The 25,301-nt window shown below is 71.7% G+C and carries 23 protein-coding genes; 15 read left to right on the top strand and 8 right to left on the bottom strand.

Going from position 1 to position 25,301, the window contains the following annotated elements; genetic code table 11:
• The first annotated feature begins 278 nt into the window (after positions 1-278).
• The 3 genes from IEX84_RS08780 to IEX84_RS08770 all read left to right on the top strand — a co-directional run bounded on the left by IEX84_RS08780 (position 279) and on the right by IEX84_RS08770 (position 3,797).
• A complete protein-coding gene (locus IEX84_RS08780) occupies positions 279-1,541 on the top strand; it encodes an MFS transporter (protein ID WP_188871930.1) in 1,263 nt (420 codons plus the stop codon).
• 126 nt (positions 1,542-1,667) lie between these two features.
• On the top strand, positions 1,668-2,627 hold the full coding sequence (locus IEX84_RS08775; protein ID WP_209590233.1) for a beta propeller repeat protein: 960 nt from the start codon (positions 1,668-1,670) through the stop codon (positions 2,625-2,627).
• Between the two features lie 120 nt (positions 2,628-2,747).
• Positions 2,748-3,797, top strand: a complete 1,050-nt coding sequence (locus IEX84_RS08770) for a CNNM domain-containing protein (protein WP_188871928.1) — start codon at positions 2,748-2,750, stop codon at positions 3,795-3,797.
• A gap of 41 nt (positions 3,798-3,838) precedes the next feature.
• Here the strand turns inward: IEX84_RS08770 and IEX84_RS08765 are convergent, their stop codons facing one another.
• On the bottom strand, positions 3,839-5,254 hold the full coding sequence (locus IEX84_RS08765; protein WP_188871926.1) for a receiver/sensor box histidine kinase: 1,416 nt from the start codon (positions 5,252-5,254) through the stop codon (positions 3,839-3,841).
• A 111-nt stretch (positions 5,255-5,365) separates the two neighbouring features.
• A complete protein-coding gene (locus tag IEX84_RS08760) occupies positions 5,366-5,554 on the bottom strand; it encodes an HVO_2922 family protein (RefSeq protein ID WP_188871924.1) in 189 nt (62 codons plus the stop codon).
• 201 nt (positions 5,555-5,755) lie between these two features.
• Between IEX84_RS08760 and IEX84_RS14720 the strand changes: the two genes are divergently transcribed.
• Positions 5,756-5,881 (top strand): hypothetical protein, encoded by a 126-nt coding sequence (locus IEX84_RS14720; RefSeq protein WP_268237642.1) that lies wholly within the window; start codon positions 5,756-5,758, stop codon positions 5,879-5,881.
• Entirely contained in the window at positions 5,878-6,285 is a 408-nt protein-coding gene (locus IEX84_RS08755) for a metal-dependent transcriptional regulator (RefSeq protein WP_188871922.1), read from the top strand. Before IEX84_RS14720 ends, IEX84_RS08755 begins: the two co-directional genes overlap by 4 nt.
• Positions 6,286-6,352: 67 nt before the next feature.
• Here IEX84_RS08755 and IEX84_RS08750 read toward each other — a convergent pair whose 3' ends face one another.
• From IEX84_RS08750 to IEX84_RS08740, 3 genes are all read right to left on the bottom strand, one after another.
• Positions 6,353-6,778, bottom strand: coding sequence for a GtrA family protein (locus IEX84_RS08750; RefSeq protein ID WP_188871920.1), 426 nt, complete (start codon positions 6,776-6,778; stop codon positions 6,353-6,355).
• On the bottom strand, positions 6,779-8,221 hold the full coding sequence (locus IEX84_RS08745) for a sulfatase (protein ID WP_188871918.1): 1,443 nt from the start codon (positions 8,219-8,221) through the stop codon (positions 6,779-6,781).
• A gap of 286 nt (positions 8,222-8,507) precedes the next feature.
• Positions 8,508-9,620 carry a pyridoxal-phosphate-dependent aminotransferase family protein gene (locus IEX84_RS08740; protein ID WP_188871981.1) on the bottom strand — a complete coding sequence of 371 codons (1,113 nt, stop codon included), beginning with the start codon at positions 9,618-9,620 and terminating at the stop codon, positions 8,508-8,510.
• A 127-nt stretch (positions 9,621-9,747) separates the two neighbouring features.
• Here IEX84_RS08740 and IEX84_RS08735 point away from each other — a divergent pair, with 127 nt between their 5' ends.
• The 8 genes from IEX84_RS08735 (at position 9,748) to IEX84_RS08700 (ending at position 19,350) form a co-directional block, all read left to right on the top strand.
• Positions 9,748-11,556, top strand: coding sequence for a vWA domain-containing protein (locus IEX84_RS08735; RefSeq protein ID WP_188871916.1), 1,809 nt, complete (start codon positions 9,748-9,750; stop codon positions 11,554-11,556).
• Entirely contained in the window at positions 11,553-13,901 is a 2,349-nt protein-coding gene (locus IEX84_RS08730) for a vWA domain-containing protein (protein WP_188871914.1), read from the top strand. Before IEX84_RS08735 ends, IEX84_RS08730 begins: the two co-directional genes overlap by 4 nt.
• Positions 13,898-14,497: a chromosome partitioning protein gene (locus tag IEX84_RS08725; protein ID WP_188871912.1), complete on the top strand. Its 600-nt coding sequence runs from the start codon at positions 13,898-13,900 to the stop codon at positions 14,495-14,497. The genes IEX84_RS08730 and IEX84_RS08725 overlap by 4 nt, the downstream gene beginning before the upstream one ends.
• Before the next feature lie 7 nt (positions 14,498-14,504).
• Positions 14,505-15,431: a DUF7502 family protein gene (locus tag IEX84_RS08720; protein ID WP_425342205.1), complete on the top strand. Its 927-nt coding sequence runs from the start codon at positions 14,505-14,507 to the stop codon at positions 15,429-15,431.
• A complete protein-coding gene (locus tag IEX84_RS08715; RefSeq protein WP_188871909.1) occupies positions 15,428-16,399 on the top strand; it encodes an AAA family ATPase in 972 nt (323 codons plus the stop codon). The genes IEX84_RS08720 and IEX84_RS08715 overlap by 4 nt, the downstream gene beginning before the upstream one ends.
• A complete protein-coding gene (locus tag IEX84_RS08710; RefSeq protein WP_188871907.1) occupies positions 16,396-17,274 on the top strand; it encodes a DUF58 domain-containing protein in 879 nt (292 codons plus the stop codon). The genes IEX84_RS08715 and IEX84_RS08710 overlap by 4 nt, the downstream gene beginning before the upstream one ends.
• A gap of 141 nt (positions 17,275-17,415) precedes the next feature.
• Positions 17,416-18,219, top strand: a complete 804-nt coding sequence (locus IEX84_RS08705) for a DUF7260 family protein (protein WP_188871905.1) — start codon at positions 17,416-17,418, stop codon at positions 18,217-18,219.
• A 96-nt stretch (positions 18,220-18,315) separates the two neighbouring features.
• Positions 18,316-19,350 carry a DHH family phosphoesterase gene (locus IEX84_RS08700; protein ID WP_188871904.1) on the top strand — a complete coding sequence of 345 codons (1,035 nt, stop codon included), beginning with the start codon at positions 18,316-18,318 and terminating at the stop codon, positions 19,348-19,350.
• Between the two features lie 42 nt (positions 19,351-19,392).
• Here IEX84_RS08700 and IEX84_RS08695 read toward each other — a convergent pair whose 3' ends face one another.
• Both IEX84_RS08695 and proB read right to left on the bottom strand, forming a co-directional pair.
• Positions 19,393-20,754, bottom strand: a complete 1,362-nt coding sequence (locus tag IEX84_RS08695) for a glutamate-5-semialdehyde dehydrogenase (protein WP_188871902.1) — start codon at positions 20,752-20,754, stop codon at positions 19,393-19,395.
• Positions 20,747-21,589, bottom strand: coding sequence for a glutamate 5-kinase (proB, locus tag IEX84_RS08690; protein WP_188871900.1), 843 nt, complete (start codon positions 21,587-21,589; stop codon positions 20,747-20,749). Before proB ends, IEX84_RS08695 begins: the two co-directional genes overlap by 8 nt.
• Before the next feature lie 132 nt (positions 21,590-21,721).
• On the opposite strand from proB, the gene IEX84_RS08685 reads away from it, so the two are divergent.
• On the top strand, positions 21,722-22,990 hold the full coding sequence (locus tag IEX84_RS08685) for an outer membrane protein assembly factor BamB family protein (protein WP_188871898.1): 1,269 nt from the start codon (positions 21,722-21,724) through the stop codon (positions 22,988-22,990).
• Positions 22,991-23,051: 61 nt separating this feature from the next.
• Complete coding sequence (locus IEX84_RS08680; protein WP_188871896.1) at positions 23,052-24,245, top strand: PQQ-binding-like beta-propeller repeat protein; 1,194 nt, start codon at positions 23,052-23,054, stop codon at positions 24,243-24,245.
• Here IEX84_RS08680 and IEX84_RS08675 read toward each other — a convergent pair.
• Complete coding sequence (locus tag IEX84_RS08675) at positions 24,242-25,270, bottom strand: presenilin family intramembrane aspartyl protease PSH (protein WP_188871893.1); 1,029 nt, start codon at positions 25,268-25,270, stop codon at positions 24,242-24,244. The genes IEX84_RS08680 and IEX84_RS08675 overlap by 4 nt on opposite strands.
• Positions 25,271-25,301: the final 31 nt, after the last annotated feature.

Raw genomic sequence — 25,301 nt, 5'->3', positions numbered from 1 at the left:
CTGCGTATCGGGTAGTACTGGAGTGCGCGAGCCTCTGGGAACACCGATTCGCCGCCTCGCCATTCATACGGTGGAGAGCGACGTTCGGCTCTCCCACTCATTCAGTCAGTCAGTAGTACGGACGGAGAGCGACAGCGCTCTCCACCACGCGGTCGCTCGCGTCGTCGAGCGCGACGGCGGCGAGCGGGTCCGGTCGGTCGATGTGGTCCCGGATACCGCGGCGACGACGCGGCGGGTGAAGCGAAACGGGCTTTCCTCCGCCGCGGGTTCGGGGTGACGTGACCGATGCTCTCGGCGAGCACCGGAGCCAGTTCTTCGCGCTCTATCTCGTTCGCTTCGCGGGGCGCTTTGGCTTTTCGGCGCTCGTCATCCTCCTCCCGTACTACGTCAATCGCCTCCACGCCTCGGGGCTGATGACGGGGCTGTTCTACACGGGGTTCACCGCTGCGCAGCTCGTCGCCGTCGTTCCGCTGGCGTGGGCCGGGGACCGTTACGACAAACGCCTCGTCCTCCTCGGCGCGCTCGGTCTCGGTGCCGTCGTCTACGCGCTCTTCACGCTCGTCACGACGCCGGGGACGCTCGTGGGGGTCCGCGCGCTTCAGGGCCTCGTCGTCGTCGCCGTGAGTCTGTTGACGCTCGCGTCCGTCGGCGAGTTGGCGACCGCGGAGACGCGCGCGAACAAGATCGGGAAGTCGAACGCCGCGCGGTTCGCGGCCGCCATCGCCGGGAGCGTCACGGCCGGCGTCCTCTACCCGTGGGTCGGGTTCGAGCCGGTCTTCTGGGTGCTCGTCGGTCTCTCCGTTCTCACCGCCCTCGCGGTCGTCGGTTTCCTCCGGCCGGACGAGACCGTCGTCCGCGGGTTCCCCTTCTCGGGACTCGCGTTCAACCGCCGTATTAGGACGCTCAGCGTCTTTCGCGCGCAGTACTCCGTCGCGGTCACCCTCGTTCGGACGTGGGTGCCGCTGTTCGCCGGGGTCGTCGCGGCGCGCGGTGGCCTGGAGATGGTGCCGATTGCGGTCACGCTCGTCGTCACCGCCGAGAAGCTGGCGAACCTCCTCCTTCAGCCGACCCTCGGGTCGCTCTCCGACCGGTACGGCCGTGCGCTCTTCGTCTTCGTCGGTGGCGGCGCGTACGGACTCGTCGCGTTCGCCGTGCCGTTCACGCCGGCGCTCGGCGCGGCGCTCGGGCTCCCGGAGACGATACCGCACGTCGGGTACGTGTCGGTGGCGTTCGTCCCGCTTCTCGCGCTGAACGCGCTCCTCGGAGTCACGGAGGCGTTCCGCGAGCCCGCGAGCATGGCGTTGTTCGCGGACGAGGGGAGTAGCGACGAGTCGAGCGGCGTCGCTGCGAGCTTCGGCATCCGCGACCTCGTCTGGCGGCCGGGGAGTCTCCTCGCGCCGCTATTCGGTGGGTGGCTCATGGGGTCGGTCGGGATGGCGTGGGTCTTCTACGCCGGTGGTGCCGCCGCGATTTCCGGCGCGCTCGCGTTCCTCCTCGTGTTGGTCCGTGACCACGGCCGCGACGCGCTCACCGAGTGGTAGGACGTATCGTTCGGCGCGCTGTCCGCGTGCTGTCCGCGTGCTGCCCGCCCGGGTCTCGCATCGCCGCGCCGGTCGATGCACGCACGGCCGCCGCACTTTTTCGGCGTGCCCCCGGATACGGCGGACATGAGTGGTTCCTTCGACGTGAGTCGGCGGCAGGCGCTATCGGGAATCGGGGCGCTCGTGGTCGCGGGTGGTGTCGGCTACACCGCGTTCGACGACGGGGGGTCGTGGCGGGTCGCGGAGACGCCGGTGGACGTCTCGCTGCACGACGTGGTTGCCACCGCCGATGGACGCTACGCGGTGGGCGACGGCGGTGTGATAGTGACCCGTGGCGAGCAGGGATGGGAGACGGTCCGCGAGACGGGCGTGACGGGCGACGGCCGCGACCTCGCCGCCGCGAGCGTGACCGAGGACGGTGGCCGCCTGTGGGTGGCGGGCGCGAGCGGCGTGGTCGGCGAGTACGACGTCGCGACGGACACGATGACGTCGCACGCCGCGCCGAACGACGATACGGACGACTATCGGGCGCTCGCCGTCACGGGCGTCGCCGACGAGGCGAACGTCTACGTGGCCGACGCCGCCGGACACGTCCACTACTCCTTCGGGGACGGCGCGACGGGAACGTGGGACGCGGTCACGCCCGGGAGCGGCGCGTCGCTCCCCGCGCTCGACTGCTACGGCCCGCGTGCCGGCCACGCGGTCGACACGAACGGGACGGTCTTCGCCACGGCGGACGGCGAGACGTGGTCGAATATCGGGGTGGAGGACGCGAACGTCGACTTCTACGGTATCGACGGCGGGGCCGCGGACGACGTCGATGTCGTGGGCGGGAACGGGACGGTCCGCCGCTACGACGGCCGGACGTGGTCCCGGCGTGACCTCGGTGATGCGACCCTGCGCGATGTCGAGCGAACCGAGCGCGGTGTCGTCGCCGTGGGCGATGGCGGTGTCGTCTTCCACGGCGGCGGGGGGTCGTGGTCGGCCGACGACACGCCGACGGGCGCGACCCTCCGGGCGGTCGCCGTCGGCGACCCGACCGTCGCCGTCGGTGACGGTGGCGTGGTTCTGGAGCGGACGCGATAGCGCGGCGGTGCACGCCCGGCGTCGGTCGGCATCACGACCCGGGTGAGCGCTCGGGCACTCGGGGCGACACGGACGCGTCGGCCCCCGATTTTTTGGTCCCGTTCCCGGTATGTCCCCGCGATGACGCCCGCCGAGATCGTGATACGCCTCCTCGCCGGGGTCGGCCTCATCCTGGCGAACGGGTTCTTCGTGGCAATCGAGTTCGGGTTGACGCGCGCCCGCCAGTTCAGCGAGTCGGAGTTCGTCGGCGAAACCCCCGCGCTCGAACGCGCGTGGGAGATGACGAACGACCTCGAAGTCTACCTGACGACCTGTCAGGTCGGCATCACCGGCTCCAGTATCGCGGTCGGGATAGTCGCCGAGCCCGCGCTCGCCGCGCTCTTCGAGCCGTACGTCGCGGGGACGGCGCTCGCCTCGGTGGGTGCCGGGGCGATTCTCGCCTTCGCGCTCATCAACCTCCTCCACCTCACGCACGGTGAACAGACCCCGACCTACCTCGGCGTCGAGCGCTCGCGCACCGTCTGTCGGTACGGCGCGACGCCGCTCTACTGGTTCAATCGGCTCATCTCGCCGCTCATCACGCTCGGCGACTCGGTCGCCAAGGGGACGCTGAAGCTCTTCGGCGTCGAGATGACCGGCGCGTGGCTCGAAACCGAGGCGGACGTCCTGGAGTCCCGCGCGGACCTCCGCAACCGCCTCGACTCGCTCCTCACCCGCGGCGAGCTCCCGGAGGAGCGCCGCGAGGAGGTGATGAACGCGCTCGACGCGGACGAACTCGAAATCAGCGAAATCATGGTGCCGGCGTCGGATATCGTGGCGATCTCCGTGTCGGCGGACGTGGAGGAGAACCTCGAGCGAATCCGCAGTAGCCCGCACACGCGGTTCCCGCTCGTCGGCGACGACCTCACCGACTTCCACGGTATCGTCTATTCGCCGTCGATAATCGACCACTACGAGGGCCTGAAGGCGGGAACGACGTCGTTCGAGGAGATCGCGGCCCCGCCGATGACGCTCGCCGCGGACACGAGCGTCAGCGACGCGTTCGACCAGTTCCAAGCCGAGGACCAGGAGATCGCTCTCGTCCTCCGTGACGGGAGCGTCGTCGGCCTCCTCACCGCCACGGACGCGCTCGAAACCGTAATGGGGAACTTGGAGGACCCGCTCGACTGAGCCGCCGTCGTCCCCGTCCGCCGTCTCCGCCGCTCGTCACGCTACGCGTCGCCGACGACTATCTCGAAGCGCGCGCCGCCGTCCGTCCCCTCCCGAACGTCGAGCGACCAGCCGTGGCCGTCGACGATTCGCTCGACGATTGCCAGCCCGAAGCCGCTCCCAGTCTTCGCGGTCGTGTATCCCTTCTCGAAGACCCGTTCGCGCTCGCTCGCGGGGATGCCGGGGCCGTCGTCCTCGACGTAGACGCCGCGGTCGTCCGCGAGGACGCCGGCGGTAATCGTCACGTCGCTCGAACCGTGTTCGACCGCGTTCCGAATCAGGTTCTCGAAGGCCTCCATCACGCGCGTGACGTCGCAGTCGAGCGCGATGCTGCCCGTGACGTCGAGCGAGCTCCCGGGCGCGTGGACGTTCTCGTAGCTCCCGGTTATCAGCTCGGCGAACTCGGCGCACTGTCGCTCTCCGACCCGTTCGCCCTCGCGGGCGCGTTCGAGGAGGTCCTCGACCAACGCGTCCATGCGGCCGAGCGCGTCGAGCGCCGTCCACAGGCGCTCGTGGTCGTGTTCGTCCGCCACGAGGCGGACGTTCCCGTCCGCGACGTTCAGCGGGTTCCGCAGGTCGTGGGCGACGGTGCCCGCGAACTCCTCCAGCTGGTCGACCTTCTCGACCAGTTCGTGCTGGTACACCTTCCGGTCGGTGACGTCGCGCGAGAGCCCGACAATTGACACGACGTCGCCGTCGTCGTCCCGGATGGGGCGACAGCGCGACTCGACCCAGAGCTGGACGGCGTCGGACTTCTCGACGCGGTACTCGACGACCTGCGGTTCGCCGCCCGAGGCGTGCTCCATCGCCACCTGCACGCGCTCCGCGTCGTCGTCGTGGACCCGCTCCAGGAACGACGCCGGGTCGTCGCGGAGGGTCTCGGTCGACTGGCCGAACAGCGCCTCGTGTCGGTCGTTGATGAACTGGAGCTCCGACCAGTCCGCGGAGAACACCCACAGCACCTGCTCGGTGACGGAGACGATTTCGCGGAGTCGCCGGTCCGTCCGCTCGGCCTCGCGCTGCGCGCGGCGGTGCTCGACGGACGTGGTGATCTTCCGTGCGAGCAGCGGGGCCTGATTCCCCACGGCTTTCTGGATGACGTAGTCGGTGACGCCGGCCTCGATGCTCTCGCTGGCGACCGTCTCGTTTCCGGTCTCGGTGAAGAGAATGAAGGGGAGGTCTGGGTGCGTGTCGCGGACGTCGCGGAGGAACGCGACGCCGTTCGACGCTTCGAGGTGGTAGTCCGAGAGGACGCAGTCGACGGCCACGTCGTCGAGGAGCTCCCGCCCGCGAGCCGCCGTCTCCGCGGTGACGACGTCCAGACGGGGGTCCTCGTTGCGCAACTGGGTGTCGAGCAGGTCCAAGAGCTGCGGGTCGTCGTTCACGTACAGGACGGTGATACGGTCCTCGTCCGCCATGGATACTCCTTGGCGAAATGCGGGGTTAACGATTCCCCCTGCATCGACGCGACCACCGACGCCGAAGGTGGTCGCGGCTCACGGCCGGGGTCGAGTCCGCGCCACCCGCTCTCACCCGTCGACGTCGACCACCTCGGCGTCGGGTGCGTTTCGCTTGACGCTCTCGATACCCTGCGTCGCCTTCTGCCTGGAGGCGTACCCCTCGCCGGAGTCCGCGATGACGTTCCCGTTGTCGTGGACGAGACGCCAGCGCCACTCCCCCGCCGCGTCCGTGAAGACCTCGAAGGTCGCATTGCTCATCGGTACCACGTACCGAGCGAATCGGCAAAACGGTTCGGGCGACCCCGCCGCAACACCGCGCTCCCCGCGACGCGCGACCGTCGATTTTTAGGCCGTCCTAATAACCGAAGAGACTATATGGATTTAGGAGGGCCTAAAAATTATGCGTGACGACGGCGGGAGAAACGGGTCGAGACGACGCGAGCGCCTCGCTATGGGGGGATGACGGGACGACGTCGGCGCGACGGGCGACTCTGGGCCGCGCTCTTCTGCCGGCTGTTCGGCGACGGGAGCGAGGAGGCCGCGGACGACGACGCGACGACTGCGACGGCGGGTGACGGCGCGTGACGGTCGCCACGCGCTACCTGCTCGCGGTGTACGAGCTCGCGGGGACGACCGACGAGCGCGTCTCGACGAGCGCGCTCTCCGACGCCGTCGGTCGCTCCCGGCCGACGACGACGGAGGCCATCCAGCGGCTCGACGACCACGGTCTCGTGGAGTACGAGGCCTACCAGGGCGTTCGACTCACCGACGCCGGGCGCGAGCGGGCGGCGTCGCTCCACGAGGAGTACGAGGTGCTCAACCGATTCTTCGACGACGTGCTGGACATCGAGGACGCCGACGACGAGGCGGCCGAACTCGTCGGCATCGTCAGCCCGACCGTCCTCGCGCGCCTCGACGAGGCCGTCATCGCCCCCGTCGCGGACCGTGCGGACGCGGAGGACGTGGAGGACGTGGCGTCGTCGGAGTGACGACGGGGACGGGACGTGCCGGCTGCGAACCCCGACGCCGGGCGTCCCGTGGCGACTTCGCTCGCTCTCACGCGCCGCGCCACGTCAGTCGCGTGTCGAGGACGTACCGATAGAGACCGCTCACGAGGATGGCGACGACGTTCGCCCAGAGGTAGGTGACGCCGCGGAGTTCGACGAGGGCGGCGAGGACGCCGAGCTGGATGGGGATCGCCGTCCCGCGGATGACGTTCGTCGTGAGGAGCCCGCGGGCGTACTCGCGCAGCGTCGTGTGGCGGTGCTCGCGGAACGTCCAGGCGTTGTTGAGGACGTACGTGAGGAGGATCGTACACTCGATGGCGACGGTCGCGCCGACGAGGTAGTGCCACGCGAGGACGTCGACGAGCAGCCACAGGAGGACCAACTGGACGCCGGCGGCGAACGCGCCGACGGCGACGAACCGCCGGAGGCGGACGGCGTGTGGCCCCTGGGTGAGCCCGCGGAGGAGCGCGCGCATCTATCGGTAGCCGAGGGCTTCCAGGTGCGCTTCGAGGTCCGCGTCGGCGTCGCCCTCGGCGTCGCTCGCGTCGGCGCTCGCCTCGCGGAGCGATGCGGCGTGGTCCTCGACGGCGGGCCGGAGCCGCTCGATGGCGGCGGCGGCCTCGGGGGCCGGGTCGACGGACAGGTCCTCCCGCTGGTCGGGGTCGCTCGGCCGGTGATAGAGCTCGTCGGCGTCGGCGTCGGCGTCGCCCTCGGCGTCGACGTTCCGGATGTAGGTCCAGTCCCGGTCGCGCGCGCTCACGAGGAGGTCGCCGTCGGCGAGCGAGCGTGGAATCGGCTGGCTCGTGACCTCCTCGCCGCGGACGGCGACGGAGACGACGGGGTCGTCGCGCGGCGTCTCGCCGTCGGCGACCGTCGGGACGAGCGAGTCGCCGGTCCACGCGGGGTCGGGGTCGGCACCGAGGAGGTCCGCGACGGTCGGCGGGACCGCATCGAGGCCGACGTGTTCGGCGACGCGCCCGCCCTCGGCGCCGGGGACGTCGACGATGAAGGGGACGCGGACGAGTTCGTCGTAGAGCTTCGGATAGTGAGCGAGGTGGCCGTGTTCTTGGAACTCCTCGCCGTGGTCGCCGACGACGACGATGGCGGTGTCGTCGTAGTGACCGGTGGCGGCGAGCGTCTCGCGGAGGCGGCCGATGCTGGCGTCGACCTGCCGAACCGCGGCCTGGTAGAGCGTGCGCAGTTCCGCGAGGGTGCGTTCGTCGACGTCGAGGCCGAGGCCGGTGCGGACGTGCGCGTGGAGCATCCGGTGGGTGCCGACGCGGTCGCCCGACACCTCGCGGATGTAGCGCGGCGCGGGGACGTAGGGCGTGTGGGTGTCCATGTAGTGGACCCAGCAGAAGAAGGGCCCGTCGGCGTCCGCGATGAACGACGTCGCCGCGTCCTCGACGTCGAAGAGCCGCGAGGCGTCGAGGAACGGCCGGTCGTCGGCGTCGCCGCCGAGCCACGCGCGGAGGCGTCGCGCGGGCGACGTGGCGAGTTGGACCCACGCCTCGACGGTCGGGTGCGTGGCGAGATAGCGTCCGTAGCGCCCGCTCCCGGAGCCGGTGACGAACGCGTCGAACGCGTCGAAGCCGTCGTCGTACCCCCAGTGTTCCGTGAGGAATCCGTTCGCGGCGTTGAACCCGCCGGTGGCGACGCCGTCGTCGGCGAGCGTCTCGGCGAGCGTCGGCGACTCCGTGACGCCAATCGCGCCGGTGTCGGCGAAGACGGGCCGCGAGGCGAGGATGGACGGGAAGGAGAAGGGCGTCCAGTTGCCGGTGGCGAACGCGCGCTCGAAGACGGTGCCGTGGGCGGCGAGGTCGTCGAGGACCGGCGTGTGCCGTCCCTCGTCGTACGGGCCGACGGCGTCGGCGCGTAGGGAGTCGACGGTGACGAGGAGGACGTTCGAGATGGTCATGGTCGGCGAGCGGACGGCGGTTGCGCCCCTCCGGACGCCGCGGTCGCCGCCCGCGTGATACGGCCCGATACTCGATAAACGAGTTTATAGTACCCGGTTCTTCGCGAGCGTCCCGTCACCGAGCGGGTGGGCTGAGGCGCGGTGCGGTGAGGCACGGTGCGTCGGGACTGCGCGGCGTCGAAGCTGCGGTGCGTCGAAGCCGCGGTGCGGTGAGACACGGTGCGGTGTGTCGAAGCTGCGGTGCGTCGGGACTGCGGTGCGTCGAAGCCGCGGTGCGTCGGACGGCCTAGAGGTCGGCGACGTCCTCGATGGCGTCCGTGAGCGCGCGGATGCTCTCGACGTCGTGTTCGCCCATGTGGCCGATGCGGAAGGTCTTCTCGCCGAGCGCGGAGCCGTAGCCGTTGGAGAAGACGTAGTCGTACTCCTCGCTGACGGCGTCGATGGTCGCGGCGACGTCGATGCCCGCCGTGTTCTCGATGCAGGAGACGGTCTGGGACTCGTAGCCCGCCTCGGGGAAGACGTCGAAGTGCTCTCTCGCCCACTCGCGGGTGTACTCGGCCATCTCCCGGTGGCGCTCGCTGCGGGCCTCGTGGCCCTCCTCCAGCATGTGCTTCATCTGCTTGCGGTAGGCGAGCATCACCGGAATCGCGGGCGTCGAGTGTGTCTGGCCCTTCCGGTCGTAGTAGTCGAGCGAGCGCTGGAAGCCGCCGTACCACGACGCCTCGTCCTTCTCCAGTTCGCGCTCGTAGGCCTCGTCGCTGACGACGCAGACCGCGAGGCCGGGCGGCATGGCGAAGGCCTTCTGGGTCGAGGCGAAGATGACGTCGATGCCGTGCTCGTCGATGTCGACGTAGTCACCGCCGAGCGCGGAGACGGCGTCGACGACGAAGTACGTGTCCGGGTACTCGGCGACGACGTCGCCGATCTCCTCGATGGGGTTGCGCACGCCCGTCGAGGACTCGTTCATCACGCACGTCACGACGTCGTAGTGCTTGTCGCTCGCCTCGAGGTGCGCGCGGACGTCCTCGGGCTTGATGGCCTCGCCCCACTCGTACTCCAGTCGGTCGACGTCCTTGCCGAGGCGCTCGGCGACGTTCGCGTGGCGCTCGCTGAACGACCCGCAGGTCGGCACGAGGATGTTCTCGTCGACGAGGTTGAGCGTCGAGGCCTCCCAGAACTCCGTGCCGGAGGCCGTGAGGACGACGACCTCGTTGTCGGTGCCGAGGAACTCCTTCGTGTCCTCGACGATGGTCGTGTAGAGGTCGGTCATCCGGTCCATCCGGTGGCCGAACATCGGCTGGGCCATCTCGTCGATGACGTCCTCGCGGACTTCCGTCGGGCCGGGGATGTACAGCGTCTTGTCGGGGTAGTCGCCCGTGTATTCGCGTTTCTCGGTCACGAGAGTCACCTGATGTCGGCAACTCCGGCGGCCCGGGGTATGGTAGTTGTGATTGGGGCGTGCACCGGGCGCGCCGGCCGGTGGGAGTAGTGGACACGCTCAATAGCCGGCGGGCCGACGTGTCGGTATGGCCCTCGCGGACGTCCTCCTCGCCCCGATGGGGTTGCTGGCCCTCCTGGCCCTCCTCCCGGTCGTCCTCCTCTACCTCGTCAAGCCCGACCCCGCACGGCGCGACCTCCCGACGCTGCGCTTCCTCGTCGGGGGCGAGCGCGACGCGGAGACGCGCCCCCGCCTCGCGCGCCTCCGGCGAAACCTCCTGCTCGTCCTTCAGGTGCTCGCGCTCGTCGCGCTCGCCCTCGCGCTCGCCGCACCGTACGTCACCGTCCCGGCGAGTTCGACCGTCGAGCAGACCGTACTCGTCGTCGACGGGAGCGCGAGCATGGGCACCGAGACGGACGGGGCGACGCGCTTCGCCCGCGCGCTCGACGCGGCGCGCGCGGACGTGACGGGGACGACATCCCTCGTCGTCGCCGGCGGCGAGAGTCGGGTCGTCCTCCGGCGCGGCGGGTCGGCGGCCGCCCGGCGCGCGCTCGACGACCTCCGCGTGACGGACGCCCCGGGCGACCTCCGGAGCGCGCTCTCGCAGGCGGCGGCAATCGCGGACGCCGACGCCCGAATCGTCGTCTACAGCGACTTCGCGGACGACTCGGCGTGGGACGACGCCGTCACGTCGGCACGGGCGCGCGGGCTCGCGGTCGACCTCCGGCAGTTCGGCGGCGGCGGCGACGCGAACGTCGGCATCGTCGGGCGAACCTTCTCGGGGCGGAACGTCACGGTCACGGTGAAGAGCTACGCCGAGGCGACCGTCGAGCGGTCGGTGACGCTCGGCGACCAGCGCCGGACGCTGACGCTCGCGCCCGGGGACGTGCGGAGTACGACGTTTACGGTGCCGGGCGGCGGTGGGACGGTCGCGCTGACGCCCGGGGACGCCTTCCCGACCGACGACGCCGTCCCGGTCGCCGCGCCCGCCGACCCGACGGTGGACGTCCTCCTGCTGACCAACGACCCCGACGAGTACCTGACGACGGCGCTCTCGGTGAACGACGAGGTGGCGTTGACGGTCGAGCGCCCGCCGACGGCCGTCGAGGGCACCTACGACGTCGTGATATACGACGCGCTTCGGCCCGAGCGCCTGCTGGCCGGGAACGTCCAGGTGGGCCACGAGACGCTCGCGCGCGGCGGCGGCGTCGTGGTCCGCGCGCAGACCGACGACATGCCGGTCGAGTCGTACGGCGACCTCCTCATCGTCTCGCCGGACGGCACCGCGCGGAACCCGACGCTCGCGCCGTCCGCGGAGAGCGAGTTGACCCGCGGGCTCTCCTTCCCGCCACCCGAGCGCTACCTGACGGGGAGCCTCCGCGAGGGCCGGACGCTCGTGGCGACGAGCGACGGGACGCCGCTCGTGGCGATAGCGGAGCGCGGCCCGGGACGCGTCCTCTACGATGGCTACCTCCCGGACGCCTCGGCGTTCAAGTACGACTACGAGTATCCGGTGTTCTGGAAGCGCGCGGTCGCACACCTCGCCGGCCGCGAGAGCCTCGCGGCGTCGAACCGTGAGACGGGGACGCGACTCGCCTTCGAGGCCCCGACGACCGTCGGGACGCCGACGGGGACGGTGAACGCGACGAGCGTGCGCCTCGATGAGGCGGGCTACTACACCGTCGGCGACCGGCGCTACGGCGCGGCGCTGACGAGCGAGTCCGAGTCCGCGGTGGCGACGACGCCGCTCGCGGCCCGCTCGGGTGACGACGCCGCGCCGCCGACGCGCGTCGAGCGCAGCCCCGTTCCGCGGCCGCTCACGGGGTACGTCGCGTTCGCCGCACTCCTGTGCTGTCTCCTCGAACTCGCCTACCTCCGGCGGGAGGGCGACCTGTGACCGTCACGGTCGCCGGCGTCACCGGTGGGCTGACGACGCCGCTCGCGCTCCTCGGCGTCCCGCTCGCGCTCGTCGCGCTCTGGGCGCTCGTCGCGTATCGGGCGGACGGGACGGCGTCGCGCCGCAGTCGCCTCGCGCTGTGCGCCTCGCGCGCCGTCATCGTCGTCCTCCTCGTCGGCGCGGCCGCGGGTCCGTACACCGTGGCGAGCGCGGAGACGCCGGGCGACCCGCACGTGACGCTGTTGACCGACCGCTCCGACAGTATGAACGTCACGGACCCCGTGGACGGACTCACGGATGCCATCGAACGGGAGGGCGTGCCGGTGACGACCGCGACGGTCGGCGAGGGCACCCGCTCGCGCATCGGCGACGGCATCGCCGCGAACCTCCAGACGGACGGGAGCGTCGTCGTCGTCTCGGACGGGCAGGTGACGGGCGGGCGGAGCCTCGCCGCCACCGCGGAGCTCGCGCGCTCGCTGAACGCGACGATCAGCGCCGTCGACGTCACGCCCTCGCGGACGGAGCGCCACGTCCGGGTGAGCGGCCCCGCGAAGACGAGCGTCGGCGTCGAGAACAGCTTCCTCGCGAGCGTCGACGGCGTCGAGACGGACGGCGACGTCGCGCTCCGCGTCACGGTCGACGGCACGGAGGTCGTCTCGCGGACGCTCGACGGTGACGGCGACGTCGCGTTCTCGCACACCTTCGAGACGACCGGTTCGCACCGCGTCACGGCGACCATCGCGGGCGACGACGTCTACGACGTCAACGACGTCCACCGGCGCTCAGTGACCGTCGTCGAGCGCCCGCGCGTCCTCTACGTCTCCCGGGGCGACTACCCGCTCCGCGACTACCTCGGAACGCTCTACGACGTGGAGACGGCCTCGTCGGTCCCGTCGGACCTCGACCCCTACTACGCCGTCGTGGTGCAGAACCTCGCGGCGGGCGAGCTGGGGAACGCGGAGGCGCTCCAGCGTTTCGTCATCGACGGCGGCGGCCTCGTCGTCGCGGGTGGCGACCGGGCGTTCGAGCACGGCGACTACGCGAGCAGCGCCGTCGGGTCGATGCTCCCCGTGACGAGCGGGGCGGCGGGCGGGTCGCGCGCGAACGTCGTGCTCGCCGTCGACATCTCGGGGAGCGCGCAGGGCGGCCTCGGGACGCAGAAGGCCATCGCGCTCGACGTCCTCGACCAGCTCGGCGACTCCAACAGCGTCGGCGTCGTCGCGTTCAACAGCCAGGCGTACCGGATCGCGGACCTCCGGCCGCTCGGGGAGACCCGCGAAGAGACCCGGACGCTCGTCCGCCGACTCACCGCGGGCGGCGCGACGGACATCGCCGCGGGCCTGCGCGGCGCGGACGAACTGCTCGGCGAGGAGCGCGGTACCGTCATCCTCGTGAGCGACGGCTTCGCCAACCGCGAGGCCGCGGTCCGCGCCGCCTCGCAACTCGGCTCGGCGGGCACGCGCGTCATCAGCGTCGGCGTCGGCGAGTCGACGGACGAGGGCACCCTCCGCGGCATCGCCGACGCCTCCGGCGGGACGTACTACCGGGCGGACGAGACGAACCGGCTCAGCCTCCAGTTCGGCGACGCGACGCGGCGCTACCGGGGGTCGGGGCTGACCGTCGTCGACCCGAACTCGTTCGTCACGGCGGGCGTCACGCTCCGCTCGAACCCCGGTGCGGCCAACGCCGTCACCGTGAAACCCGGCGCGGACTACCTCGTCGCCACGGCGGACGGGACGCCCGCGGTCGCGTCGTGGCGCTACGGTCTCGGGCGCGTGCTCACGGTCACGGCCCACGACACCGACAACAGTCTCGACGGCCTGCTCACCCGGCCGGACTCGCTGCTCGTGACGAAGGCCGTCAACTACGCCATCGGCGACCCCGAGCGAAAACGGAGCGGCGTCACGGACGTCGCGGACACGCGCGTCGGCGAGTCGACGACCGTCACCTACCGGGGGGCCGAGCGCCCGAGCGCCGACGGCCTCGACTTCCGCGCGGTCGGCGACGGCGTCTACCGGGCGACGGTGACGCCGAGCGACCCAGGCTACGCGAGCGTGCTCGGCGCGACGTACGCCGCGAACTACCCCGCGGAGTACGGCGCGTTCGGCCCCTCGCCCGCGCTCTCCGCGGCCGTCGACGCGACCGGCGGGCGGACCTTCGAGCCGGACGACGGCGCCGCAATCGCGTCGTTCGCCCGCGAGCAGTCCACGAAGGTCCGCACCGTCCGGACCGACTGGGGGTGGCTCTGCCTCCTCGGCGCGCTCCTCGTGCTCACGGGCGAAATCGTCGTCCGGCGGCTGCTCGTCTACCGCGGCACGGCGACGAACCGGGGTGGGCTGCCGTGACGGCCATCGGGAGCACGCTCAACGTCGCCCTCGTCGGCCTGCTCTGTCTCTCGGTCGCCGGGACGGGCGGGGCAACGCTGTTCTTCCAGCACTCCGCGGCGGACCTCGCTTCGCAGAACGACCGCCTCGAAACGCAGAACGAGCAGCTCCGCGAGACCCTCAGCGAGACGCGCTCGACGCTCGACGAGACGCGCGACCGCCTCCGGTCGCTCAACGAGAGCGTCGAGCGCGCCCGCGGCGACGTCGAGCAGGTCTCGGGCGAACTCGAGGACACGGAGTCGGACCTCTCGACCGCGCGCGAACAGCTCTCCGAGACCCGCACCGACCTCCGGCGGGCGAACGCCCGCGTGAACGACCTCCAGAACGAGGTCGACGACCTGGAGGAGACGAACGAGGAGCTCGCGGACGAGAACGACGACCTCCGCGCGGAGAACCGGAACCTCCAGTCCACGAACGAGGACCTCCGCGAGCGCGTCGACGACCTGAACGACCAGATCGACGACCTGAACGCGCGGATCGAGCGGCTGAACGACCGCATCGACGAACTGGAGAGCCAGCAAACCGCGCGGCTCAGCGCGCCCCCGGGGGTGGCGTGACGTGACGATGGCCGACGGCGCGGCCCCGGACGCGGTCGACGACGCGGCCGCCGCTGGACACGACGACGGCCGCGGGGCGACCGACGCGAGCGACCGCATGGCCGCGGCGCTGCGCGACGTCCGCCGCGAGGGGCGGAAGGTCGCGGCGATCTACGCGACGAGTGATGCGGTGTTGCTCGCGCTCCTCGCGGACCTCGCGTGCGCGACGCTCGCGGTCGTCCCCGAGCGTGTCGCACTCCCGGCGGCCACACCGATCAGCGCGCTCCCCGTCCCGATACTCGTCGCAGCGCTCTGCGGCGTGTTCGTCTTCGGGGTCGAGTACACGCTTCGGATACGACGGCCGCTCGTCGAGCAGTTCGAGGCCGCGAACCCAGCGGTGCGAGAGGCGTTGCGGACCGCGCGCGACGCCGTCGCCGCGGGCAGCGACACGCGGATGGCCGCGCGCCTCTACGAGCGGGTGCTCGCCGACCTCCGGGAGACGTCGAGCGTCGCGCTCCTCGACGCTCGCCGCGTCGCCGCGACGGTCGTCGCCGTCGTCGTCGTGAGCCTGCTCTGCGTCCACGCCGCCGTCGCCGGAATCGCGTTCGACGTCGGGGGCGGGCCGGGCCCCGCGACCGCGGGCACGGGCGGCGGTGGTGGTGGCGGCGCGAGCGACGAGTACGGCGGCCTCCGGAACGGTTCGGGCGTCCTCGGCGACCCGACGGACGTCGCGGCGGGCGACGACGCGCTCGACGCCTCCGTGGACGCGAGCGGCGGCGGGACGGGCGGCGAGAGTCGGGACCCCGAGTCGTACGACGCGGGCGGCTACGCCGGCGGCTCGGACGTCGCGGTCGAGAGCCAGCAGGCCGGCTACGACGACCCGGGCGGCATCGAGGACGCCGAGTTGATCCGCGAGTACACCCTGCGAATCAGAGCCAATCAGAGCCAGCCATGACCGACACCGAGGACGAACCTGACACCGAGACGGACATCGACGCGCTGCAGGGACGAATCGACGCGGTCCGCGAGGAGATCGGGAAGCAGATCGTCGGCCAGCGCGAGGTCGTCGACCAGCTGCTCGTCTGCGTGCTCGCCGACGGCAACGCCCTGCTGGAGAGCAACCCCGGTCTCGGGAAGACCTCGATGGTCCGGGCGCTCGCGGCGGCGAGCGACCTCTCCTTCTCGCGCGTCCAGAACACCCCCGACCTGATGCCCTCGGACATCACGGGCACCGAGATCATCCGCGAGGACGGTGCGGGCCGCGAGTTCGTCTTCGAGGAGGGGCCGATATTCGCCAACGTCGTCCTCGCCGACGAGATAAACCGCGCGACGCCGAAGACGCAGGCCGCGATGCTGGAGGCGATGCAGGAGGGACAGGTGACGGCCGCCGGTGAGACGCACGCCCTCCCCGACCCCTTCTTCGTGCTCGCCACGCAGAACCCCATCGACCAGGAGGGGACGTATCCGCTCCCGGAGGCCCAGACGGACCGCTTCCTGCTGAAGATCGTCGTCGACTACCCCGAGCGCGACGAGGAACGCGAAATCGTGCGGCGCTACACGGGCGACGTCCGCCCCGACCCCGTCGAGCGGGTGCTGACGAACGCGGAGATACGCGAGGTCCAATCGCTCGTCCGCGAGGTACCGATTTCGGACGACATCCGCGACGGCGCAATCGACCTCGTGCGTGCGACCCGCGAGGGCGACGACGTCGAGTACGGTGCGAGCCCCCGCGCGAGCATGGCGCTCGTCCGGACGGCGAAGGCCCGCGCCTTCCTCGCCGGGCGCGCGCACGTCAGTTGGGAGGACGTCGCGGCGATGGCGCGGCCCGTGCTCCGCCACCGCATCCGCCTCGACTTCCGCGCGGAACGCGAGGGGCTGACGCCGGACGACGCCGTCGGCCGCCTGCTCGACGAGCGCGCATGATCGACCCCGCCTTCCTCGACGAACTCGCGCGCTTCCGGGCGTCGCTCCGCCGCGAGACGTCCGCGCGCCGACAGGGCGAACAGCGCTCGCCGTACGCGGGCGAGGGGCTGACGTTCGCGGATTACCGGCGTTACGCGCCCGGCGACGACACCCGCCTCATCGACTGGCGGCTCTTCGCGCGCACCGAGGAGCTGTTCGTGAAGGTCTTCGAGGCCGAGCGCAACCTCACCGTCCACGTCCTCGTCGACGCGAGCGCGTCGATGGATTACGGTGACGGCGACACGCGCAAGTTCGACTTCGGCGCGAAACTCGGTCTCGGCTTCGCCTACCTCGCCGCCGAGGAGCACAACGACTTCCGGTTCTCGCTCTTCGGCGAGCGCCCCGAGCGCCTCGATACGGGCCGGTCGTCCCGGAGCGAACTCCTCGCGCTCGTCGACCGGCTGAACGACACGACGCCGTCGGGCGAGACGGCGTTCGTCGACGCCCTCGACGACTACGCGGCGACCATCGGCTCGAAGTCGCTCGTGGTCGTCGTCAGCGACTGCCTCGTCGACCCCGCGGACGTGGCGTCGGGGCTCGCCGCGCTCTCGCGGAACGACGTCGTCCTCGCGCAGGTGCTCTCGCCGGCCGAACTCGACCCGGAGCCGACGGGCGATACGGTCTTTCGCGACCTCGAAACGGGCGCGACGGAGCGGGCGTATTTCGGCGGGCGACGCACGGCCCAGTACCGCGACCGACTCGACGACCACGTCGCCGCCGTCGCCGAGCGTGCCCGCGACCTGCGGGCCGACCACGCCCTGATCGACACCGGACAGGACTTCTTCGACGCCTTCGCCGCGCTGCGGGCCGACCCGGACGCGGCGGCGCGGCGCTGAGGCGCGACGGAACGCGTGACGACGCACGGGGCGGCGACGCGCGCCATCAGTGCGGGGGTGTCGCGGGCACTCGTGAGGGCTATTGAGACCGCCGTACTCCTCCTAGCAAGCTACACCCGTGCCACCGTCGTCGCCCGACGTATGGCGACGCGCGCAGACACACGCGGGACGGACGAGGAGCGGGAGCCAACCGGTGACGTCGGCTTCGAGCGCGCGCGGCGGGCGCTCGAACGCGAGCGCGACGTGCTGACTGCGGAGTGCGACGCCTTCGACGCGTTCGCGCGGCGCGTCGGCGCGCTCGGGACGACAGAGGCAGCGAGCGACGCCTACGACGGCCTGCTCACGGAGGGGCGCGGCGACGGGCGGGCGGGCTCGCGGGTCCGCGAGGCCTACGCGGAGACGGTGATGGCCGTCCCGCACTACGACGAGGAGTACGGCGAGTCGTACCGCGCGCACCTCGCGGCGGAGTTCGGGCCCGCGCTCGCCGCCGCGCTCCGCGACGAACCCGGCCTCCCCGCGTTCCTCCAACAGCAGGTCGTCGCGGCGGCCCGCGAGGCCGAGGCGAGTCGCGCGGCGGTCCTCGACGCGCTCGAACGCGAACGCGCGGCCCTCGACGCCGCCGCGGACGCCCTCACCGACGTCGAAACGGAGCGCGCCGTCGTCGACTCCCGACCGTTCGCGTCCTGCGAGCGGGGCGAACTCGCCCGACTGCGCGCCGACCTCGCGGACCTCGCGGCGCGCTGCGAGTCGCTCGCGGAGCGCCGACAGAGCGGCGACCTCCGCCCCGAGCGACGGATTCCCCCGTCGCTCGACGCGCCCGGGTTCGAGGAGTACGTCTACGACGGGTTGGCGACGACGTACCCCGTGCTGTCGGCGGTCGCGCGGGAGAGCGAGCGCGTCGAGCGGACGCGCGCGGCGATAGAGCGGGTGCTCGGCGCGCGCTGACGGGCGGGCGCGTCGGCGGCGAGTCGGGCGTCAGCCCCGGCCCGCGCGACCGCGGCGGCCACCCACCACTATGCGTCCCGGACTCCTACCCCGCGTATGACCGCCGCCACCGACCTCCGCGACCTCCTCGCCGGGGCGACGGAGCTCACCATCGTCTGTCACAACAACCCGGACCCCGACTGCCTCGCGTCGGCGCTCGCGCTCGGGCGCATCGCCGCCGCCGCGGGCGTCGACGAGCGACGCATCCTCTACAGCGGCGAGATATCCCACCAGCAGAACCGGGCGTTCGTCAACCTCCTCGACGTCGACCTCGCCACCCTCGACCCGGAGAGCGTCCGGGACCGCGAGGAGGGGTCGCTGCTCGCGTTCGTCGACCACGCCGTCCCGGGCGCGAACAACCGCGTCCCCGAGGGGACGCCGGTCGACGTCGTCATCGACCACCACCCGCACGACGCGCTCGACGCGCGCTTCGTCGACCACCGCGAGGGCGTCGGCGCGACGGCGACCATCCTCGCGGAGTACGTCCGCGAACTCGACGTCGACCTCGACGGGACGCTCGCCACCGCGCTCCTGTTCGCCATCCGCCGCGAGACGCTCGGCTTCCTCCGCGGCGTGACGCGCGCCGAGTACGACGCCGCGGCGTTCCTCCACGAGGCGGCGGACGCCGACCTCCTGCGTCGTCTCGCCTCCCCCGCGGTCAGCGGCGCGACCGCCGACGCCATCGCCACCGCCATCGAGCACCGCACGATTCGCGGGTCGACGCTCCTCTCGAACGTCGGCCGGACGAGCGAGCGCGACGCCCTCCCGCAGGCCGCGGACTACCTCGCCACCCTCGAAGGCGTCGAGACCGCCATCGTTTTCGGCATCGTCGAGGACACCGTCCAGCTCAGCGCGCGCTCGACGGACTCCCGTGTGCACGTCGGGGACGCGCTCGGGGACGCCTTCGCGGACGTCGGGAACGCGGGCGGCCACCGCGAGATGGCGGGCGGCGAGATACCGCTCGGCATCTTCGCGGACGACGCCGCCGACGGCGACGCGCTCTGCGACCTCGTCGCGACGGTCGTCACCGCCCGGCTCGCCGACGCCTTCGGGCTGGAGGGGGTCGAAGGCGAGGAGGAGACGGAGGAGTAGGGAGTGGGGAACGGAGCGGACGGCAAAACGGGGGGAGAAGCGTTATGCGGAGTCGGAGCGGTGGCCGGGAACCCACTCGCCGTCGAACTCCTCGTGGAGGAACGGCGTGGGGTTCTCGCCGGCGTAGGAGGCGACGAGCTGGCCGTCGCCCTCCAGGTAGTACTTGTAGGTCGTGAGGCCGTCGAGGCCGACGGGACCGCGGGCGTGAATCTTGCCCGTGCTGATGCCGACCTCCGCGCCGAGGCCGTAGCGATAGCCGTCCGCGAAGCGCGTCGAGGCGTTGTGGAAGACGGACGCGGCGTCGACCCGGCGCATGAAGTCGCCGGCGCGGTCGGCGTCGTCGGTGAGTATCGACTCGGTGTGCTTCGAGCCGTTCGCGTTGACGTGCTCGACCGCGGCGTCGAGCGAGTCGACGACCTTCACGGCGAGCACGAGGTCGCCGTACTCCTGCGTCCAGTCGGCCTCGCGGGCCGCCGCGACTTCGACGTCCGCGTCGGCGTCGGCGGCGATGTCGCGCGTCCGCCGATCACCGCGGAGTTCGACGCCGGCGTCGGCGTAGCGTTCGAGCATCCCGGGGAGGAAGTCGGCGGCGACCGACTCGTGGACGAGCAGGGTCTCGACGGCGTTGCAGACCGCGGGGTACTGCACCTTCGCGTCGAGGGCGACGTCCGCGGCCATGTCGAGGTCGGCGTCGCGGTCGACGTAGACGTGACAGACGCCCTCGGTGTGCCCGAGGACGGGAATCTTCGTGTTGTCCTGGACGTACTGGACGAACGCCGAACTCCCGCGGGGCATCACGAGGTCGACGGCGTCGTCCATCCCGAGGAGGGTGTCGACGTCCTCGCGGGCCTCGATGAGCTGCGCCCAGCCGTCGGGCATGTCGGCGGTCGCCTCGCGGATGACGTCGTAGAGGACGCGATTGGAGTGCGTCGCCTCGCTGCCGCCCTTGAGGATGACGGCGTTGCCGGACTTCAGGGCGAGCGCGGCGATCTGGACGAGCGCGTCCGGCCGGGACTCGAAGACGGTGGCGACGACGCCGATGGGGACGCCGACCTTGTAGAGTTCGAGGGCGTCGTCGAGGCGTCGCGCCTCCAGGGTCTCCCCGAGCGGGTCGTCCTGTTCGGCGACGCTGCGCACCATCTCGGCGATGCTCTCGACCTTCGCGGCGTCGAGCGTCAGCCGGTCGACGAACGACTGGGTGTAGTCGCCCGCCGCGAGTTTCTCCTCGGCCGCGGCGACGTCCGTCTCGTTCGCGTCGAGAATCTCGGCCTCGGCGTCCTCGATGGCGTCCGCGAGGGCGTGGAGCGCGGCACTCCGGTCCTCGTCGTCGACGTTCGCGAGGTCGAGCGCGGCGGCCTCCGCGGCCTCGACCTTCGTCTCCGTGGATGGGTCGCTCTCACTCATCATCGTCACCGTCGACCGGGAGGAATATCGTTCCAACGGGTTCGCCGCGCGCGACGCGTTCGAGGACGTCCGGGGCGTCCGAGGCCGCGATGATGGCGGGCGAGCCGTGCTCCGCGACCTGGCGTGCGCCCTGCACCTTCGTCTGGATGCCGCCGAACGCGCCCGTCGCCGTCTCGTCCACGAGGTCCTGAATCTCGTCGTAGTTCTCGCCGACGGCCGCGACGCGCCGCGCGTCGTCGTCGCGCTTCGGGTTGCCGGTGTAGACGCCGCCGACGTCCGTGAGCGTCACGAGGAGGTCGACGTCGATGCCAACCGCGAGCGACGAGGAGAGCATGTCGTTGTCGCCGATGCGTATCTCCTCGGTGGCGACCGCGTCGTTCTCGTTCACGATGGGGACGACGCCCCACTCGAAGAGCGTCTCGATGGTGTTCTGGAGGTTCGTGTAGCGCTCGGGGTCCTCCAGGTCGTGTTGGGTGAGGAGCAGTTGGGCGACCTGCGTGTCGTAGCGCGCGAAGCTCTCCGTGTAGCGGTGCATCAGACGTCCCTGCCCCACGGTGGAGAGCGCCTGGGACTCCTCAACCGTCTCGCGGTCCTCGTCGATGTCGAGCATCCCGATGCCCGCGCCGACCGCTCCCGAGGAGACGAGGAGGACCTCCGTGCCGCGCTCGCGGAGCGCCGCGATGTCGTCGACGAGCGTGTCGAGTTTGGCGTCGTCGAGGTTCGAGTCGTCGTCCGTGAGCGAGTTCGTCCCCGCCTTCACGACGACGCGCTCGGCGTCGGCGGCGAGCCGTCGCGCGGTCGTCGCGTCCGGTGCGGCGTCGACGGCGTCAGACACGCCCGCCCACCCCGGCGTCGGTGCGGTCCGTGTGCGTCATTACGTCGACCCACGCGCCGAAGCGGTCATACACCCTTTGGTTCCGCCGACCGCGACCGAAGGCACTTACCGAACCCGGGTGAATCGAGCCATGTGACACGTCCCCGAACGCGACGCCGCGCCCTCCGAGCGCTCGGCACCGGTTTCGTCGCGGCCCTCGCCGGCTGTGCGGACGGCAGCGGTGACGGGAGTGGTGCGACGACGAGCACCGAGTCGACGCGAACGACCGCCCGCGGCACGGGCGCGGGCATCGACGAGCGCGAGACGACGGAGCCACCCGGCCAGCCCGCACTCGCGCCGGCGGGCACGTGGCCACAGCCCCGTTTCGACGCCGCGAACGCCGCCGCGAACCCCGATAGTGCGGGCCTCCGCGACGGCGAGCAGTACTGGCGACTCGACGCCGGGAACGCCGTCGTGCTCGCCGACGGGACGCTCTACAACACCTATCGGCGCGAGCAGGCCCACACCGACCTGACGCGGCGCGAGCCGGCGACGATGGCCGTCTCGTCGCGCACGTCGCTCGTCCAGTACGGCGTGAACGGCCCGCCGGTCGTCGCGGACGGGCGCGTCTACGTCTCGACCTTCATCGAGGTGTTCTGTCTCGCCGCCGACCGCGACGCGGTGCTGTGGCGCGGTCCGGAGATGGACGGGGTCGAGTGCCCGCCAGCCGTCGCGGACGGGATGGTGTACGTCAACAGCGCCGGCTTCGAGGACGTTCCCGCCCACCTCCGCGCGTTCGACGCCGCGGACGGCACGGAGCGCTGGCGCTACGACACCGCCGCGGAGACCAAGGGCACCCCCGCAGTCGCGGACGGGACGGTGTACGTCGCGGCGCGCGACGGTCTCCACGCCGTCGACGCCGCGAGCGGCGAGCGGGTCTTTCGCCAGTCCGCGGTCGCCGACCCGTGGTCGACGCCGGTCGCGGCGCACGGCGCGGTGTACGCGTTCGGCGGCGACGGGAACGATTCGCTCGTCGCGGTGGACGCCGCGAGCGGCGACGTCCGGTGGCGGACGGCGCTCTCGGGGATGGGGAACGCCCCGCCGGTCGCGGACGCGTCGCGTCTCTACGTCGGCACCGAGTCGGGGGTCGCGGCGCTCGACCCCGCAGACGGGTCGGTCGCCGCGCGCCTCGGCGGTAGTGGCACACCGGCGGCGCTCGCCGGCAACGTCGTCTACGCGGCCGACCGCGGGACGCTCCGCGCGCTCGACCGGGACGGCGGCGGCGAACTGTGGGCGCACGAGACGGAGCGGGTGCAGGTGACGGACGTAATCTCGCAGTCCATCTACAGCGTCACGCCCGTCGAGGGCGCGGTGTACGTCCACGCCGCGGACGGCTTCCACGGTTTCGGGCCGCCGCGCTAGACTCGGTGCCGCGCGTTCGGGCACCCGAAGACACTTGCTCGCGCCGCGTGCAGGCAGACGCGTGACACGCCCCCGAACGCGACGCCGCGCCCTTCAGGTGCTCGGCACCGGCCTCGCTGCGACGCTCGCCGGCTGTGGTGGGGGTGGCAGCCGAACGGACGCGGGTGTCTCGGCCGAGCCCCCCGGCTCGCCCGCTCTCGACGCCGCCGGGACGTGGCCGAGCCGTCGGTACGACGCCACGAACGCCGCCGTCGCGGACGGGACAGGTCTGCCCGATATCGAGACGTACTGGATACTCGACGCAGGCGACGTCCCCGTCGTCGCGGACGGCGCGCTCTACAACTGGCAGACAGACGCATCGCGGACGGCGCTCACACGGCGCGAGTCCGGAACGGCCGCAGCGGTCGAACGCGTTTCGCTCGGCGATGTCGACACGAACGGTCCCCCGACGGTCGCCGCCGGTGGCGTCTACGGAACGGATGCGGAGCGGGCGTACCGCGTCGACGTCGCGGGCGACGCGATCCGGTGGCGCGGCCCCGAGATGTCGGGAATCGAGGTGTCGCCGACAGTCGCCGACGGAGTCGTCTACGTTCGCACCGGCGGCGACGAGAACACCGACGCCCACCTCCGCGCACTCGACGCCGAGACGGGTGCAACGCGCTGGCGACACGGGACCAGGGGAGAAGCCAGCTCGCCGGTCGCCGTCGCCGACGATACGGTCTCCCTCACGGACCGCGACGGACTGCACGCGCTCGATACGCGGAACGGCGAGACGCGATGGCACCGTCCGCTCTCGGACGTTGGAGGGAGCACGCCGGTCGTGTCGAACGAAACGGTGTTCGTCGTCGACGACGCCGCCGGTCTCGTCGCGGTCGACGCCCGGACCGGCGAGGAACGGTGGCGAGCGCTCGGCGATACCGCCATCGCCGGCACGCCCGTCGTCGCGGACGACGCCGTGCACGTCGGTGGCGACCCCCTCGTCTCGCTCGACCCGTCGGACGGACGTGTCGCCACCGAGTTCGAGGCGGCGGGCCGTCCGGTGGGACGTCGCGGTGGCACGCTCTACGCCGTGGACCGGGACACGCTCCGGGCGTTCGACGTCGCGGATGGGCGCCAACGCTGGTGGTACGGAACGGGGTCAGCGAACGTCGGGGACACGGTCGTCCGCGGTATCGACGGCGTCACGCCCGTCGACGGTGCGGTGTACGTCTCCGCTGCCGACGGGCTCCACGGAATCGGTCGGCCGCAGAGCTAGAGATACGGGCCGAGGCCGAGCGCCGAGACGAGCGAGAGGCCGGAGGCGAGCGCGCCGACGAGATACCCCAGAATCGCGCCGCCGTTGAGGAGCGGGAGGCCGGCGTGCGCGCGGCCCTGCAGGACCATCCGGAGGAGGACGAGGAGGCCGAGGGTCGTGCCGACGACGGCGGTCGCGGCGGGGAGCGGCACGCCGGCGACGTGCGGGACGTCGGTGACGAAGAAGGCCGCGGAGGCGACCATCACGGTCGGCATCACGGCGTCGCCGAGCCCGATCATGATGCTGTCGCGGCCGTCCTCGCCGTGCGTCTCGGCCTCGCCCTCGTACTCATCGACGTCCGTCTCCGTCCCGGTCGATTCGTCGCCGTCGTCGTCGCTGTCGGTCCCGACCGCGTCCTCCTCGTCGCGTGCGGCGACCTCGGCGGCGCGCTCGCGGAAGGAGTAGCCGCGTACGGTGGGGTAGACGAGGAGGACGGGGACTTTGAGCTCGACGACGCCGGAGGCGAGCGTGAGCATGTGCTCGGTGCCGTAGACGCTGATGGCGTCGTAGACGGCGAGCGCGCCGAGGAGGACGATGGCAGGGAGGACGCCGAAGCTGATGCCGAAGAGCGCGCCCGCGCCCGCGCCCATCACGACGCCCGCGAGGTCGATCACCCACCACTCCGGGTAGACGTAGAGGGCGACGACGAGGACGCCCGCGGCGGCGTAGGGGAGGACGTTCACGCCGGCGACGGCCACGCCGGGGAGGACGCCCGCGACGTACGCGGTTATCATTGCGCCCGTGAGGACGATGAAGGCCCGGAGGACGCGTTTGCCGCCGTACTTCAGCGCGACGAGAATCGCGGCCGTGGCGACGAGCAGGACGCCGACGTAGAAGGCGCTGTTGAGCGGGTTCTGCGGGTCCTGCACGGTCTGATAGCCCGCCTGCTTGAACGGCTCGACGAGCGCGAGCGCGCCGAACTGGACGGCGAGGAAGGTGACGACGATGCCGCCGCAGGCGGCGAGCACGCCCTGTCGCTGAGTCATACCGGCGAAACCCGCCCGCGACCCTTCGCCC

Origin of the sequence: Halarchaeum rubridurum (assembly GCF_014647115.1) — an archaeon.
Classification (GTDB): domain Archaea; phylum Halobacteriota; class Halobacteria; order Halobacteriales; family Halobacteriaceae; genus Halarchaeum; species Halarchaeum rubridurum.
Note: the sequence above shows the minus strand (reverse complement) of the source record. Positions and strands in the feature narration are given on the sequence as shown.

What these genes read in the sequence shown, in the direction of transcription:
- IEX84_RS08775 (WP_209590233.1), top strand. Translation starts at nt 1,668, where the DNA reads ATGAGTGGTTCCTTCGACGTGAGTCGGCGGCAGGCGCTATCGGGAATC.
- IEX84_RS08770 (WP_188871928.1), top strand. Translation starts at nt 2,748, where the DNA reads ATGACGCCCGCCGAGATCGTGATACGCCTCCTCGCCGGGGTCGGCCTC.
- IEX84_RS08765 (WP_188871926.1), bottom strand. Translation starts at nt 5,254, where the DNA reads ATGGCGGACGAGGACCGTATCACCGTCCTGTACGTGAACGACGACCCG.
- IEX84_RS08760 (WP_188871924.1), bottom strand. Translation starts at nt 5,554, where the DNA reads ATGAGCAATGCGACCTTCGAGGTCTTCACGGACGCGGCGGGGGAGTGG.
- IEX84_RS14720 (WP_268237642.1), top strand. Translation starts at nt 5,756, where the DNA reads ATGACGGGACGACGTCGGCGCGACGGGCGACTCTGGGCCGCGCTCTTC.
- IEX84_RS08750 (WP_188871920.1), bottom strand. Translation starts at nt 6,778, where the DNA reads ATGCGCGCGCTCCTCCGCGGGCTCACCCAGGGGCCACACGCCGTCCGC.
- IEX84_RS08745 (WP_188871918.1), bottom strand. Translation starts at nt 8,221, where the DNA reads ATGACCATCTCGAACGTCCTCCTCGTCACCGTCGACTCCCTACGCGCC.
- IEX84_RS08735 (WP_188871916.1), top strand. Translation starts at nt 9,748, where the DNA reads ATGGCCCTCGCGGACGTCCTCCTCGCCCCGATGGGGTTGCTGGCCCTC.
- IEX84_RS08720 (WP_425342205.1), top strand. Translation starts at nt 14,505, where the DNA reads ATGGCCGACGGCGCGGCCCCGGACGCGGTCGACGACGCGGCCGCCGCT.
- IEX84_RS08715 (WP_188871909.1), top strand. Translation starts at nt 15,428, where the DNA reads ATGACCGACACCGAGGACGAACCTGACACCGAGACGGACATCGACGCG.
- IEX84_RS08710 (WP_188871907.1), top strand. Translation starts at nt 16,396, where the DNA reads ATGATCGACCCCGCCTTCCTCGACGAACTCGCGCGCTTCCGGGCGTCG.
- IEX84_RS08705 (WP_188871905.1), top strand. Translation starts at nt 17,416, where the DNA reads ATGGCGACGCGCGCAGACACACGCGGGACGGACGAGGAGCGGGAGCCA.
- IEX84_RS08700 (WP_188871904.1), top strand. Translation starts at nt 18,316, where the DNA reads ATGACCGCCGCCACCGACCTCCGCGACCTCCTCGCCGGGGCGACGGAG.
- IEX84_RS08695 (WP_188871902.1), bottom strand. Translation starts at nt 20,754, where the DNA reads ATGAGTGAGAGCGACCCATCCACGGAGACGAAGGTCGAGGCCGCGGAG.
- IEX84_RS08675 (WP_188871893.1), bottom strand. Translation starts at nt 25,270, where the DNA reads ATGACTCAGCGACAGGGCGTGCTCGCCGCCTGCGGCGGCATCGTCGTC.